This is a genomic window from Synechococcus sp. BL107, assembly GCF_000153805.1.
Classification (GTDB): Bacteria; Cyanobacteriota; Cyanobacteriia; order PCC-6307; family Cyanobiaceae; genus Parasynechococcus.
In genome coordinates, this window is sequence record NZ_DS022298.1 from 900,793 (window position 1) to 915,166 (window position 14,374).

The 14,374-nt window shown below is 52.6% G+C and carries 16 protein-coding genes and 1 tRNA gene; 5 read left to right on the forward strand and 12 right to left on the reverse strand.

The window, feature by feature from the left end; translation table 11 throughout:
* Nucleotides 1–158 precede the first annotated feature (158 nt).
* Complete coding sequence (locus BL107_RS13060; protein WP_156779385.1) at nucleotides 159–335, reverse strand: hypothetical protein; 177 nt, start codon at nucleotides 333–335, stop codon at nucleotides 159–161.
* Between the two features lie 45 nt (nucleotides 336–380).
* Between BL107_RS13060 and BL107_RS04620 the strand changes: the two genes are divergently transcribed.
* From BL107_RS04620 to BL107_RS04630, 3 genes are read left to right on the forward strand one after another with little or no spacing between them, the layout of a single operon-like run.
* A complete protein-coding gene (locus BL107_RS04620; protein ID WP_009789117.1) occupies nucleotides 381–1,391 on the forward strand; it encodes a hypothetical protein in 1,011 nt (336 codons plus the stop codon).
* The gene (locus BL107_RS04625) at nucleotides 1,384–2,265 is read left to right on the forward strand and encodes a sulfotransferase domain-containing protein (RefSeq protein ID WP_037988090.1); all 882 of its coding nucleotides are present in this window, start codon (nucleotides 1,384–1,386) and stop codon (nucleotides 2,263–2,265) included. The genes BL107_RS04620 and BL107_RS04625 overlap by 8 nt, the downstream gene beginning before the upstream one ends.
* Entirely contained in the window at nucleotides 2,258–2,803 is a 546-nt protein-coding gene (locus BL107_RS04630; RefSeq protein ID WP_037988092.1) for a hypothetical protein, read from the forward strand. Before BL107_RS04625 ends, BL107_RS04630 begins: the two co-directional genes overlap by 8 nt.
* On the opposite strand, the gene BL107_RS04635 is transcribed toward BL107_RS04630, so the two are convergent.
* The 6 genes from BL107_RS04635 to BL107_RS04660 all read right to left on the reverse strand — a co-directional run bounded on the left by BL107_RS04635 (nucleotide 2,800) and on the right by BL107_RS04660 (nucleotide 7,712).
* Nucleotides 2,800–3,099, reverse strand: coding sequence for a PqqD family protein (locus BL107_RS04635; RefSeq protein ID WP_009789119.1), 300 nt, complete (start codon nucleotides 3,097–3,099; stop codon nucleotides 2,800–2,802). The two genes, BL107_RS04630 and BL107_RS04635, sit on opposite strands and share 4 nt — an antisense overlap.
* Before the next feature lie 137 nt (nucleotides 3,100–3,236).
* Nucleotides 3,237–4,325 (reverse strand): carbamoyl-phosphate synthase, encoded by a 1,089-nt coding sequence (locus tag BL107_RS04640; RefSeq protein ID WP_009789120.1) that lies wholly within the window; start codon nucleotides 4,323–4,325, stop codon nucleotides 3,237–3,239.
* Nucleotides 4,326–4,618: 293 nt separating this feature from the next.
* Entirely contained in the window at nucleotides 4,619–5,605 is a 987-nt protein-coding gene (locus BL107_RS04645) for a carbamoyl-phosphate synthase (RefSeq protein ID WP_009789121.1), read from the reverse strand.
* A 231-nt stretch (nucleotides 5,606–5,836) separates the two neighbouring features.
* Nucleotides 5,837–6,970, reverse strand: a complete 1,134-nt coding sequence (locus BL107_RS04650) for an inverse autotransporter beta-barrel domain-containing protein (RefSeq protein WP_009789122.1) — start codon at nucleotides 6,968–6,970, stop codon at nucleotides 5,837–5,839.
* 160 nt (nucleotides 6,971–7,130) lie between these two features.
* The gene (locus tag BL107_RS04655) at nucleotides 7,131–7,496 is read right to left on the reverse strand and encodes a hypothetical protein (RefSeq protein ID WP_009789123.1); all 366 of its coding nucleotides are present in this window, start codon (nucleotides 7,494–7,496) and stop codon (nucleotides 7,131–7,133) included.
* Between the two features lie 142 nt (nucleotides 7,497–7,638).
* Nucleotides 7,639–7,712 (reverse strand) — tRNA-Arg (locus tag BL107_RS04660).
* An 88-nt stretch (nucleotides 7,713–7,800) separates the two neighbouring features.
* Here BL107_RS04660 and BL107_RS04665 point away from each other — a divergent pair.
* Nucleotides 7,801–8,571 carry a helix-turn-helix domain-containing protein gene (locus BL107_RS04665; protein WP_009789124.1) on the forward strand — a complete coding sequence of 257 codons (771 nt, stop codon included), beginning with the start codon at nucleotides 7,801–7,803 and terminating at the stop codon, nucleotides 8,569–8,571.
* Here BL107_RS04665 and BL107_RS04670 read toward each other — a convergent pair whose 3' ends face one another.
* The gene (locus tag BL107_RS04670) at nucleotides 8,572–8,814 is read right to left on the reverse strand and encodes a hypothetical protein (protein ID WP_009789125.1); all 243 of its coding nucleotides are present in this window, start codon (nucleotides 8,812–8,814) and stop codon (nucleotides 8,572–8,574) included.
* 17 nt (nucleotides 8,815–8,831) lie between these two features.
* Entirely contained in the window at nucleotides 8,832–9,689 is an 858-nt protein-coding gene (rsmI, locus tag BL107_RS04675) for a 16S rRNA (cytidine(1402)-2'-O)-methyltransferase (RefSeq protein ID WP_009789126.1), read from the reverse strand.
* Nucleotides 9,690–9,715: 26 nt separating this feature from the next.
* On the opposite strand from rsmI, the gene BL107_RS04680 reads away from it, so the two are divergent.
* Nucleotides 9,716–10,633 (forward strand): 3'(2'),5'-bisphosphate nucleotidase CysQ, encoded by a 918-nt coding sequence (locus BL107_RS04680; RefSeq protein ID WP_037988094.1) that lies wholly within the window; start codon nucleotides 9,716–9,718, stop codon nucleotides 10,631–10,633.
* Here BL107_RS04680 and BL107_RS04685 read toward each other — a convergent pair whose 3' ends face one another.
* From BL107_RS04685 to rseP, 3 genes are all read right to left on the reverse strand, one after another.
* The gene (locus BL107_RS04685) at nucleotides 10,634–12,799 is read right to left on the reverse strand and encodes a polyribonucleotide nucleotidyltransferase (protein WP_009789128.1); all 2,166 of its coding nucleotides are present in this window, start codon (nucleotides 12,797–12,799) and stop codon (nucleotides 10,634–10,636) included. It abuts the gene before it with no gap.
* 116 nt (nucleotides 12,800–12,915) lie between these two features.
* Nucleotides 12,916–13,218, reverse strand: a complete 303-nt coding sequence (rpsN, locus tag BL107_RS04690; RefSeq protein ID WP_009789129.1) for a 30S ribosomal protein S14 — start codon at nucleotides 13,216–13,218, stop codon at nucleotides 12,916–12,918.
* Nucleotides 13,219–13,277: 59 nt separating this feature from the next.
* A complete protein-coding gene (gene rseP, locus BL107_RS04695) occupies nucleotides 13,278–14,360 on the reverse strand; it encodes an RIP metalloprotease RseP (protein ID WP_009789130.1) in 1,083 nt (360 codons plus the stop codon).
* Nucleotides 14,361–14,374 lie beyond the last annotated feature (14 nt).

Here is a 14,374-nt window from a genome sequence, read left to right on the forward strand (position 1 = left end):
ACCATCGCCAGCCAACTGATTTGGTCGTGACGGTGAAAACCGCCAAGGAACCGAACACGCAAAAACAATTGGCTACTGATAAGTGGGGATTGGCATTCAGCAGACACTCTCCCTATTTGGCGGCATGCTCCACGACACCAGGATGAAAGAGCAATCATTCACCGATCCCCCTCACAGAGGAACTCTCCACCACCTTTTCGGCGGAGAAACTCTTTTGCCATCAATCTCGATAACGCTTCCGATGGTGTCTTCTTTAGTTCCACAGCCATTTGGGTAAGCGGGATGAGAGCAAACTCTTCTCCTTGATCAAGTGGCATTTCAGTGAGTTCTTGCAAGCTCAGACCCAATCACGAGAGACTCCATGAAACCTCACTAATTCGTTGATCAAACCTCATCGCTATTGCGCCCTGGGAGCAGAGATCAGCAGCGATTTGGTTTTGCCAGAACTGCAAACTTCCGATTCAGCCAGTGATGCGCTGGTGCAAATCCAACAGGGTGATCATCGGCAATGGCCCAGCCTTGAGCCAAGCCCTCACAGCACGCCAACACTGCAGTTAGCACCTCAAGATTGGCGTCTGGAACTGGAAGGCATTGGCTGGTTTCGTGCCACTGGTGGTGAGCGTTTGGAATGGCAGCGCTGGGATGACAGCGTCAGTGACCGCGACATCCGCACTTTTGCTGTCACCAGTGGACTTGGAGCCTTAGCGATCCAGCGCGGTGCATTGGTTTTGCATGGAACAGCGCTGGAGCGCGATGGTGAGGCCATCCTCCTGTTGGGCCATCCAGCTGCAGGAAAGTCCACCCTGGCCTGGTGTTTAATCCAAGAAGGGTGGCGCTTATTGAGTAGTGAGCTGGTAGCCGTTGGTAGTGATGGGATAGTGCAGCCAGGGATGCGTCAACTCAAGCTTTGGTACGACGCTGTTGTGGCTTTGGAATTGAATTGGGCGCAGCTACCACCTGTACGTAAGGGACTTAAGCGATATGCATTGCTAGCTGAAGAGTTAACTTGCATGCCACAGCCAACACCATTACGGCTGATCTATGCCTTAAATCGCGCCAAAGAAGAATCGGGCAAAGAGGAGGATGCCGATGAGGCAGAAGATGAAATGGAAAAAGTATCTATTAAGGCTTCACGCAATTTCTCACAAACAAATGCCTTAATGCGCCTGCGCAACCAAGCCTTTCACGCCAGGATGTATCGAGGCATGGATGCAGAAGCTCAACTGTTTATGCAGGCAGCTGCACTAGCTCGAATGGTGCCGTTGCATGCCTTGGTTGTTCCAGATGGAATCAAAGCAATGGCCGAAAGCCTGAAGAAGGTGGAACTGATGCAACCAGAATCGATGCAACAGCGCAGAGCAGCCACAGAAGAGGACGCAAGCAATGACTGACGATCACAGCTACTGGTATCTGGCTTCTTATCCAAAATCAGGCAACACCTGGTGCAGGGTTTTTATTACTGAATTGATGAGGCTGTCAGGAGACAATCCTGGAGAACAACTAAATCTTAATCAAGATATTGAAACTGGAGCGATTGCCTCATCCAGGCTTTGGCTGGACGATCAATTAGGGATCAATAGTTGCGATCTAAGTTTTAGTGAACTTGATCCATTACGCGGACGTGCTGGTGCCAGTGCGTGGCTATTCGCAGAAGGAGAGCGCTTTCACAAAGTGCATGATGCATTTAAATCTCCTGATTCCCGTGGGCGCCCAGTGGTGAGTACAACAGGCTGCTCTGGAGTGGTTTATATCCTGCGCCACCCGGAAGATGTGGCCGTGTCACTGAGTCACTTCTTCTCATGGCCGCTGGATCGATGCGTTGACTCCCTGCTTGATCCCAATGCAGCGCTGGTGCCAGGGGAACGCTTTGGCGGCCACCAGGTGCGGCAATACATGGGCCGCTGGGATCAACATGTGCGCTCATGGGCTGATCAAACTCAGCTACCGGTGTTGATCATGCGTTATGAAGACATGCTAGCAAAAGGATCAGAAACATTCACTGAATTAGCAACCTTTTTAGGGCTTACTACTGACTCAAAACTCATTAATCAGGCTTTAGAAAATACATCCATCGATCGACTAAAGAAATTGGAGGAAGATGTTGATGGCTTTGCAGAAAAACCTGCCGGTTGTGAGCGGTTCTTTCGCTCAGGTCGTACCGGAGAAGGAGCGGAACAACTTTCAATTGAGCAGCGAAAGCGTCTAGCAAATGGATTGTCTGAAGCGATGAATCGCTTTGAATACGAAGGGCCAGAAGTTGACTGATCCTCGAATTGAATTTGTATTTGGAGAGGTGAATGATCAGCTAAATCGTGAGTTGAGAGCTTTCTGGAGCCAGCATGGAAATGCATATCAAGAAGAATTGAAGTCGTTTCAAGCAACACTAAGCAATAGCCAGAAGCGCATGGGTCTACTTAAGAAGCCTATATCAAGACAGCCAGCCGCAGTCTCACGTGATCGATTAGGCGCAATTAATGGCATTGTATTTGTTGTACTTAGAGAACTAGAAACTTCACTAGATCTCGGAAGCCATGCCTACTTTCAACGCATGTATATAGTCCCAGAATCCAGGCGGCCACGTTTGGCGAATCAACTATTTAGAGCATTTCTTCACGGGTTTGATCATGATGCAGAGAAACGTGATCATCGAGCAAAGGTCTTACTAGCTGAAAACATTAATCCTGGCTTGCAGAAGACATTCATGCGGCGTTATTTTGCACGCCTTGGTTTCCAAATGCTTGGAGGGAATCAACTTGGCGGTGAAATTTGGGTAAGAAGGCTCAAAACACACTTTTCATTTTAATCGTCAACCACGACAATCACATTCTTTTCCAAGGCAGCCTCCAGCCAAGCTTCAACAGACAACTTGCATTCATCTGGGGCGACTTCATATTCGTCCTGTAAATGCTTGCAGATTTCAGGCAACGTTGGCTGAGCTTTCAATACCTTCCAAATGGCTGAGCCTGTCTCATTAAGAACAAGATAGTCGCAGGTTTTACTTTGAAATAATGCGACTTCGCCATCGAGTTCTGTGCAGACAGCGTGGTGGTGCTGTTTGAATCGTTTGGTGCTGCTTGTCATCAAGCGTTGAAAGCTCATGATCTGTATCTAGCCAAATCATGGCATGGATCAATTTTGAGGGGATGCAACACAAAGAGCGGGCTGCAACAGCAGGACGGGCAGGGATATAGCGGCATCGACCGGTGAAACGCAGCTGCTGGCAGTTTATTGCGAAGTTAGCGTGTAGATGTTTTATTCCAATAAAAACCACCTTTTACAGTATTTTGATATGTTGGAAAGCAGCCATATCTATTCCCATTAGTTGATTTATACTTTTGTGCTCCAGAGTCCCCAAGGTCAGTTTTTCTGCCACAGGGTTGGTTTTTTATTTTGTTTCCATCATGAACTCTCACATCACGATGTTTGACTGATTCCGTGAGTGATTGAAGCACTGGTGTCTGCCATTTTTTCTTCTCAACTTGTGTTGCACTACCGCTGCCAAAGCGATATTCAATGTTTCCTAAAACGCGGGTCTCAAATGCTTCGTCATAGGAAACCTTGACGCCAAGCGTTAAACCATCCGTGATTTCATACGCCAGCTGAGCGAGCACACCAGAGCCATCATCTGCTGTGAGGTCATCGCCATGCTGGTAGTAATAACCAATCGAGGCATCCCACTCAGGGGTGATTGCATAACCAACATCTAAGCCGTAGGTACTTAACGCACCACCGCGGTAACGGTCATTCAGGACCTGCTCAGTATCTCCAATGGGGAAGAGCCCATAGGCATTGAAGTTCCAGGTCTCCGATACCGCTTCTAAACTCGCAGCAACCTGCTGAAAGAAGACATCCCGCTTACCTGTGACATCCACACCGGTATCAGCATTACCGGTATTCATCGGGCGGCTGTCATAACCAGCATTCACCCCAAACATCCAGGAGCGATCGTTATTCAGCCAGCGATAACCAAGCCTTGATGAGGTGCTGATCGTTGTGCCAGCAACCTCTGTATTGACGATGCTGCTGTTGCCGCCGTAATCAGCAAAGTTGGCATTGAGCAGCACATCAGCAAAGAAGACGCTGTTATCACCAACGAATAGAGGTAGGAACCCACCAATACCAGCTTGGTTTGGTGTACCTGCACCTTGCAGTGCACCCTGAAACCCAATGGTTGGCTTGACCACATCCTTAAGACTGATGCTCATCACGCCACCGAGATCCTCTGCTGAGCTCTCTTGTGCAGTGGCAGGCAGCAGATCGAAGTTAGAGAGTGCCAGTGCAGCGATACCGCTCAGCGATAACGACAGGCGCAGGGAGCGCTGCATTGGATACAACAACCAAGTATTCAGTACTTTTGTCTGATTTTAGTGCTGATGCGAACTGCAGTAGTCAGTTTTAGCTTTGCTTCTTGGCGGTAACTAATAAAAAGCCCCGCCTTGCGACGGGGTGATATTTATTTAGTGCCAGATATTGGATTGCACTTAGGCATGATTAAGCAGTGATTAAAGAAATAAAAAGCCCCTGCAATTGCAAGGGTTTTGGGAGTTATGGTCAGAGTTGAAGCACGCACCACGCACACGTGGTCCCACGCATCGATTTGTCGTGCACTCACGCTTAATTAGCACACTAAAGAACACTTAGCTGTATGTGTCGTGCACTGACATTCTTGTTCGTGTTTGTCGTGCACTCTCACATCTCTGTTCTTGGGTGATGCTGTTAACGCATTAATTGTTGGATTCTCCCACTTTTTCTTCTTAGCTGTTGCTGTACTTGGACCACCAAAGCGCACTTTAATATCAGCTGAAACTCTTGTATCAAATGCCTCGTCGTAGGAGATATTCACTCCTGCTGTGACGCCACTGGTCATTTCATAAGCCAAGCGTCCGAGTACGCCGGAACCATCTGCTTCTCCTAGGTCACCGCTTTGGTAGTAATAACCAACAGAAGCATTAACGGCTGGAGTGATGAAATAACCAATATCAAGCCCGTAGGTATCAAGCGAGCCGCCTTGATAAACGCTATTCAGCTGTTGCTCTGTATCACCAACAGGAACTAAGGCATAGGCATTGAAGTTCCAGCTATCAGAGACTGCTTCTGCATTAACTGCCACCTGCTGGAAGAAAGCACTCTTCTCTGTGCCGCTGACATTCACGCCTGTATCAGTTCCACCTGTATTCATCGGGCGGCTGTCATAGCCACCGTTAACGCCATACATCCAGCTGCGGTCGCTATTCAGCCAGCGATAACCAAGGCGCGTTGAGGTGCTGATCGTTGTGCCAGCAACTTCGGTATTGATGATGCTGCTGTAGCCGCCGTAATCAGCAAAGTTGGCATTGAGCAGCACATCAGCAAAGAACACGCTGTTCTCACCAACAGCAATTGGAAGGAATCCGCCAATACCGGCTTGATTCGGTGTTCCTGCTCCTTGCAATGCGCCTTGGAAACCCCAATTGAACTGAACAGCATCCTTGAGGTTGATCTCCATCACCCCCAGATCTTCTGCGCCACCTGCCTCTTGAGCAATGGCAGGCAGCAGAGCACTGTTAGAGAGTGCGACTGCGGCAGCTCCGCTCAGCGATAACGACAGGCGCAGAGAACGTTGCATTGATAAGGATGGATCTATTGAACGCACAATGCCTTGCTTTTACTGTTACTGCCCGCTGCAGTAGGCAGTAACAGCTTTGCTGCTATTCAGCAGGTAATAAAAAACCCCGCTCGTGGCGTAGCTAAATATTGATTAGTGCCAGGTATTGAACCGCCAATGAGCTGCTTTTATGAGAGCTTTGATTAGATATTAGATCCCAGATGGGCCAGTACTTAAATGTCTACCCAGCCGTTAGCAACGATGATGGTATGTGTTGATGCAAATGTCTACCCAGCCGTTAGCAGTTGCATCAGGCGCGCCAGGGTCACAATGTATCGTGCTCGCCAAGGTTACTCCTCGGTCGTGGAAACGGGACAAAAAGCTCGATGGATTCCTGGAAGCGATTTGTTTACCATTGCGCAGACTAAACAATTTGCACTTCGCATCTGGATCTGCTGCATCATGAACGCGGATATTCCTGTTTTTAACGCTTTCAGATAACGCTTGAATGGTTGGCTTTTGCCATGCTTTTTTCTTGGTTTCTGCAGCTGAACTATTGCTACCAAAACGATACTCAATGTTGCCTGAAACTCTAGTTTCAAAGGCTTCGTCATAGGAAACATTGATCCCAGCAGTTAAACCATCAGCGATCTGATAATCCAGCTCTACCTGCACGCCCGAACCATCTGCTTCTCCTAGATCACCGCTTTGGTAGTAGTAACCAATTGAGGCATTGAGATCTGGAGTGATTGCATAACCAACATCAAGACCATAGGTATCAAGCGCCCCGCCGAAATAACGCGCATTGAGGCGCTGCTCTACATCACCAACAGGAACTAAGGCATAGGCATTGAAGTTCCAGGTATCAGAGACTGCTTCTAGACCTGCAGCGATCTGCTGAAAGAAAGCACTTTCCTTGTCGTAGAGCGTGACACCTGTTTCAGCATTACCTGTATTCATCGGGCGGGTGTCATAGCCGCCGTTCACGCCATACATCCAGGATCGGTCGCTATTCAGCCAGCGATAACCAAGCCTTGATGAGGTGCTGATCGTTGTGCCAGCAACCTCTGTATTGACGATGCTGCTGTTGCCGCCGTAATCAGCAAAGTTGGCATTGAGCAGCACATCAGCAAAGAAGACACTGTTCTCACTTACAGCGATTGGCAGGAACCCGCCAATGCCTGCTTGGTTTGGTGTTCCTGCTCCCTGCAGTGCGCCTTGAAAACCAATGGTGGGTTTGACGACATCAGCGAGGCTGATGCTCATCACCCCAAGATCATCGGCGCTACCTACCTCTTGAGCAGTGGCAGGCAGCAGAGCGCCGTTAGAGAGTGCCAGTGCAGCAACACCGCTCAGCGATAACGACAGGCGGATGGAACGCTGCATTGAACACAACATTTAGAAGACAGCACTTTCATCTGCTTTTGCTGCTGATGCGGGCTGCAATAGGCAGTTTCAAATTTGCTTCTGAGCGATAACTAATAAAAAAACCCGCCTTGCGACGGTACTGATGGATATTTAATCCTTTCCTTGAGGAGATAGTTCGCTATCTCCGCCCTCGTGGGCCTCGTTGCCCAGCAGTTGAGTTGATACCCAACCCCGTCATCCAGTCGAGCTGCTTAATGCATGCAACAACAGCTCCAGGATTCTTTTGTTGCTTCGCTTGACCAGCTGCGGACATCAGCGTCTGTATTGACCAAGCCAGCAGTTCAAGTCGATCAATCCCTGTTTCATCGACATCGTCCTTGATCTGACTCCAGGCACGCTTCATTAGCTCGTAACCCCGAGCCCTGCTGATCCCCCACTCCTTTCTGGCAAAAGCAAGACACTCGCTATTTGGAGTGCCGGCCAGGATCATTCCCTGGAGGGCATCGATGCGATCAGAGGTCTCTGCTGCTGTTGCTCGTGCCATGACCTCTCTCGTCGGAGAAAACCGCAAACCTGTTGGCGTGGCGGGCTTCTGAGACCCAACTCTAGGACTATTTGAGCACAGATTTGAGCACAAAAAATAAAAACGGATCTCAGCTGCTGCTAAGAACCCTTGCTGTAACTAACGCCCCCTGTGTGATTCGAACACACGACCGACTGCTTAGAAGGCAGTTGCTCTATCCAGCTGAGCTAAGGGAGCATCCCGTTATTTTGGCAGTCCGGGCTGGAAGGCATGGGTGGATATCGGCCATTGGCTTCTAAACTTGGTCACTGTGTAACAGCATTGGATGGCAGCGCGTCGTCTTAGCGACAGCGAGAAGCAAGACCTTGTTGGCCGTTACAAGGCGGGGGAATCCACCGCAGCATTGGCTGAGTCATTTGGTTGTAGCCCAAATACGGTGAGCCGTACGGTGAAAGCTCTGTTGCCGCCTGAGGCTTACGCCGCATTGAAGGCCAGCCGTCAGAAGGGTGGAACAGCCGTCGCTGCGTCGCAACCCTTGCTTGAGATTCCACCGTTGGATGGTCCCTCAACTGTCGATCTCCCATCGGTTCAGATCGATACACCAGAGGCTTCTGCTGGAGAGTTCTCTGCGGAGGAGGCGAGCAACTTGGCGCTGGATGATGCCGCTGATTTTGCGGAGGTTTCGGACGATTCGGGCACAGCGCTTGAGGAGCCCGCCCCCATGGACGTGTTCACAGAATTAGTGCCCTTGATCGGGGTTGCGGGATTAAGTGGATCGGCACCCATGGAAACGCAGCCGCTTAGCCCCGGTGTTCTCCCCGATAGTGTTTATATGTTGGTCGACAAGGTTGTTGAGTTAGATGCTCGCCCTTTGAGGGATTTTCCTGAATTGGGTCCATTGGATACCGCTGATCAGGACCGTCAGGGTCTATTTCTCTTTGCCAATCCTCGGGCCGCGAAACGTCAGTGTGGTCGCAGCCAGCGTGTGATCAAGGTGCCCGACACCACGGTGTTTGAGCGAACGAGTTCCTATTTGTTGAAACGAGGAATTACACGGCTTGTGATGGAGGGCACGGTGGTTGCCCTCGATGCCTGATTAAGGGTCGAGGTCGGTTTCTTGTTGCGCCGGCATCAGTACCGCGGCCACGCTTCCTCCACTGATGACGCCTAACACCAGCGAGATGCCAACGAGAAATCCCGTTGGCAGTGGCACAAGTCGAACTTTTCCGATTTGAAGTTGATGACGCTGTTGCAGGTTTTGTGCGCCAAGGCAGAGCAGAAGCAGCAGCAGGGCGCTCCCTCCAAAACTCCAGATCAGTAGTCGTAAACGAGGCAGCAAAGAACCAAGGATTTTTTTTAGTCTGACGCGTCTTGGTGCAGCAATGCATAAAGCCGGCGCCGTGAGAGCCCGGTCGTTGCGGCGAGTTGTCGTGCAGCATCGCTAGCACTCACTCCCTGCGCCATGAGCTGTTGCAGTTGTTCTATGAGCTCAGCGTCATTGAGGGCTGGTTTTGCGGTGGGTGGCGCACCTCCTAAGACCAAAGTGAATTCGCCCTGGGGGCGGGTTTGCTCGAAATGACTGAGAGCTGCTTCCACCGTGGGCCCCACTTGTTCTTCATGGCGTTTGGTGAGTTCTCGCGCCACTTGGATCGGACGATCGGAGCCGCAATAACTGGCGAGCTCGCCAAGCAACGTGATTAATCGATGCGGTGCTTCATAAAGCACGGTGGTGCGGTGTTCGCTTGAGAGCTGTTCCAGGCGCTGTCGTCGTTCTTTCCCCTTCGTGGGTAGAAAACCTTCAAAACAAAAGCGTCCACTGGGAAGTCCGCTGCTTACGAGAGCTGTTGTGGCCGCGCAAGGACCAGGAATACACAGCACGGGATGCCCCGCCTGTCGAGCAGCACTGGCCAGCTCTTCGCCGGGGTCGCTGATGCCTGGCAATCCCGCATCGCTGATCACCGCAAGACTTTGGCCTTCTGCCAATAGCTCCAGAAGTTGGGGCAATCGCGTACGAATGTTGTGCTGATGAAAGGAGAGTTTGCGTCCGCGGGCCTGGAGATTGCTCAGCAACTGTCCGCTATGGCGTGTGTCTTCACATGCGATGACATCTACCGTTGTTAAAAGGTGACTGGCCCGAGGGGAGAGGTCACCCAGATGACCGATCGGAGTACCGACGAGGTACAGGCTTCCGGCGGCTGGTTCATCCCGCTGCATCACAATGGCCTGCGCCCCTCTTAATCATGATGTCCAACTCCGCCATTCTCCCTGCTGGGGTCAGCAAGGAAGCTTTGTTGACCGAGTTGAGACGCTTGAGCTGGGGTGCAGCCGACATTCTTCGTGCATACGCCCGTGGCGAACAGCCTCCCCATGGTTTTCCGAAAGCCTTAAGTGTCGATAACGGGGGCGAGGGGCCTGTTTCGGCGGCTGATCTGGCCGTGAACGAATGGCTCCTGGCGGGGTTGTCGGGGGCTTTTCCCGATGCTGGTTGGACTCTGCTAAGCGAGGAAACCGCCAAAGAGCAGCTCACCGAGGGAGAGCCTCTGCCCGCGGAATGGTTGTGGATCCTTGATCCGCTTGATGGCACCAAGGACTTTCTCCAAGGAACTGGGGAGTATGCGGTGCACCTCGCCTTGGTGCGGAGGAATCGGCCTGTTTTAGGCGTGGTGCTGTTACCCGAAGCCGATGAACTCTGGCTTGGTCTTGTGGGCGACGATGCCTGGTGTGAAGACCGAGGGGGAACGCGTTCGCCTGTGCGCTTCAGCGAGCGCTCGGAGTTGTCCGACTTGCTTCTGGTGGCGAGCCGTAGTCATCGCGATGACCGGCTAGAGAAATTAATCGGTGAACTTCAACTCGGTGGCTCGAAGGCGGTTGGCAGTGTGGGCTGCAAGGTCGCCACGATTCTTCGTGGAGAAACCGATCTCTACATCTCCCTATCCGGGCGCAGTGCTCCAAAGGATTGGGATATGGCTGCACCGGAGGCTGTTTTGTTGGCGGCTGGTGGACGATTTACCCACGCTGACCTCGGCGACCTTACATACAACACAGGCGATGTTCGTCAGGCGGGCTGTTTGATCGCCAGCCATGGAAAAGCCCACGTCGCGCTTGGAGAGCGTGCGACGCGGGCGATGGCCGAGATTGATCCCGGCTTTCAGGTGTGATCAGCTGAGGGGAGCAACTGGGGTGGGCTGCGGTTCCACCTCGGTTGATTCGCCACTTTGCGGAACGCCACGCAGGGTGAGGTTGATCCGACCGCGGTTGTCGATTTCGCGAACGCGCACGGTGACTTCATCGCCGACTTTGACGACATCTTCAACCTTTTCAACCCGAGCTTCGGAGAGCTGAGAAATGTGGATCATTCCTTCCTTTCCAGGAAGGATCTCCACGAAGGCACCGATTGGAATGATGCGTGTGATCGAGCCGGAGAACATTTCGCCCTCATTCACCTTGCGGGTGAGGCCTTCAATGATCTTTTGGGCTTCCTCTGCTGCAGCACCGTCGTGGGAGGCAATGGTGACAATTCCACTGTCTTCGATATCGATCTTGGTGTTGGTGCGTTCGGTAATGCCCTTGATGGTGCGACCACCTGGACCGATCACTGTCCCGATCAATTCTGGATCGATGCGGAAGCTCAGCAGGCGTGGTGCATGGGGCGACAGAGTCTCACGCGGAGTGTCAATCGCCTCGAGCATCTTCTCGAGGATGTGTAGGCGAGCGGGACGGGCTTGGTTCACAGCATCGGCAACGACCTTCACGGGTAAACCAGTGATTTTCATGTCCATTTGAAGGGCTGTGATCCCTTTCTCACTGCCAGCCACCTTGAAATCCATGTCGCCAAGGAAGTCTTCAATACCTTGAATATCGGTGAGGATTTTGATGTCCTTGCCCTCTTTAATCAGACCCATCGCGGCACCACTCACTGGGGCTTTCAAGGGCACACCGGCATCCATGAGCGACAAGGTGCTGCCGCAAACGGAGCCCATCGACGTCGAGCCATTGGAGCTCAGCACTTCACTCACCACCCGTACGACGTAGGGGAAGGTGTCTTTTTCAGGCAAGACGGGAAGGATGGCTCGCTCCGCCAAAGCGCCATGGCCAATTTCCCGACGGCCGGGGGATCGCATTGGACGGGTTTCGCCAACGGAGTAGGGGGGGAAGTTGTAGTGATGGAGGTACAGCTTCTCGGTGTTGGGATGGAGGTCATCCATTTCTTGGGCATCACTGGGGGTTCCCAAGGTCGCGGTGGACAGAACCTGCGTTAAACCACGCTGGAAGAGGCCTGAACCATGGACGCGACGGGGAAGAACTCCTGCCATTGCGCTGATTTGACGGACTTCATCCAAGCCACGTCCATCGACGCGCTTGCCATCCTTCAAGATCTGCTGACGCATCAGTTTCTTGGTCAGAGCCTTAAAGCTGTTGCCAAGCAATTTCGAACTGCTGGAGACGGCCTGACGCACAGCGTCGTCTTCCTTCAGGGCTGCAATGGCTTCTGCTGCACTCACTTTCACGGCTTCAAGACCGTTATCGCGCTCTTCTTTGCTTTGCTCAAATTTGCTGAGCACAGCGCTGATCGCTTTTGTGCACTGCTTTTCAAGGTAAGCAGGAACTGTGGTGTCTTCCTTGGGCGCTTCAGGCTTGACTTGCTTAATGCCAAGGTCCTTCAGCAGCGTTTCCTGGGCTTTGATCAGCTCCTGGATCGCCTCATAGCCGAAATCAATCGCTTCAATGACGTCTTGTTCGGGAAGTTGGTTGGCGCCTGCTTCAACCATCACCACACCATCAGCCGTGCCAGCAACGACGAGGTCTAAATCTCCGCGCTCAATTTCCCGGTAGCTGGGGTTCAGAACGAAGTCGTCGCCAAGGAGTCCGACCCGCACAGCCGCCATCGGTCCGTTGAAGGGAATGCCTGCCAGAAGTGTTGCGATGGACGCGCCTGTTACTGCCAGCACATCCGCAGGAACCCGTTCATCCAGCGATAGGCATGTGGCAACAACTTGCAAGTCGTCGCGCATCCAACTGGGGAATAGCGGCCGCATGGGCCTGTCGATCAAGCGACAGGTGAGTGTTGCGCGTTCGGGTGGGCGGGCTTCACGACGCATGTAGCTGCCTGGAATCCGTCCGGCGGCATACAGGCGTTCTTCATAGTCACAAATCAGTGGAAGGAAATCGATTCCATCGCGTCCACTCGATCGTGTCGCTGTGACGAGCACGGCTGTGTCGCCGCATTCAACCAAGACGGAACCACCCGCTTGGGGAGCAAAACGCCCGGTGGTCAGTCTTATCTCGCGTCCGTCAAACGAGATCGACTGTGTTTTTCCTTGCACGACGGCTTATGTCCTTTTGTCAACTCTTATTTTGACATTTCATGGCTTCCATCCACAAGAAAGGGGAGGCTTTCACCTCCCCTTTCTTGTGGATCAACCGAAAAGTCTGCAGTGGTCTACCAGCTGGACTTCACAACACCTGGCAGTTCACCCTTGTGGGCCCGTTCACGAAGTTGATTACGGCAAAGGCCAAAATCGCGGTAGACACCACGGGGTTTGCCAGTGGCCCAGCAACGGTTACGGATCCGAGTGGGGGCACTGTTGCGGGGAAGGGCCTGAATTTTGCGATGTATCTCGAGACGAGACATTGGATCAGCCGCTGCATTGAAGGCTGCCATCAGTGCCGAGCGCTTGGCTGCATAGCGCTCGGTCATTTTTTTGCGCTTCACATCGCGCGCAATCATCGACTTTTTAGCCATGCAGCTGGGGGCAGCGTTTCAACAGGTTGTTGAGTCTACATTCCGAGGAGCAAGAACCACTACCGCCCAAGCAACTGCTGAACGAAGGTCAATTGACTGGTGTCGCGGACGACGAGGACGACTGTGAGTCCGACCAGAAGAAGAAATCCGGATTGGGCGAACGCCAGTTGAAGCCGTTCAGGGACGGGTTTGCCTCGGACCCCTTCAATAAGAAGAAGCGCCATTTGGCCGCCATCCAGCAAAGGCAATGGCAACGCGTTGAGGACGGCCAAGTTGATCGAGATCAAGGCCATGAACAACACCAAACCACTACCGCCCTGCCGGCTCAGCTGGGCACCCATCTCCACAATTTTGACCGGACCGCTCACCTGTCCTGCTGTGGCTTTGAAGTTGGTAATCAGCCCGGCATAGCCACTCGCGGTTTGTCCCACCAGGCGGACGAACTGGCCCCCGGTGTGTTGGACCAGTTCCCCTAGTCCATTGACGGGTCGGATAGCGCCACTGAGGTTGGCTTGGAGCTGCGCCCCGATTCTTCCCTGTCCATCGACATTCGATGGCTTGAGTTCAATTTGTTCAAGTTGGCTCTGGCGAACCCGCTCAACCGCAAGGGACATGCTGGGAGCTGCTTTTACCAGCTTCACCATCGTCTCGACGCCGGCTTGCCCGGCTCCAAGTTTGTTGGAGTTAATCGAGAGGATTTGATCTCCAGGCCTGAAGCCAGCGCGAGCAGCTGCGCCATCAGGCTGCACATTCACCACCAGAACGCCTGGATCTGGATCGGCTGGAAGTCCCACAATCGCGGCCTGGCCGATCAGAATGACCAACGCCAATGCAAGGTTGGCAAGAATGCCGGCGGCGATCACCAGAGCGCGCTGCGGAATCGGACGATTGCGCAGCAGGTCGGGATCATCTAAGGGGATGGTGCTGTCTTCGTCGTCATCAGGGAAAGCCACAAAACCACCCAGGGGTAGGAGCCTTAGGGCGTAAGTGACGCCTTTCCGTTGACGTTTAATCAACGCGGGTCCGAAGCCAATGGAGAAGCCACTAACGCGAATGCCTTGAAGCGTGGCGGCAAGAAAATGTCCTGCTTCATGCACCACGATTAAGAGAGCAAGCACCAACAGGGCCGCAAATACGTTCATCCAGCCGATTGATG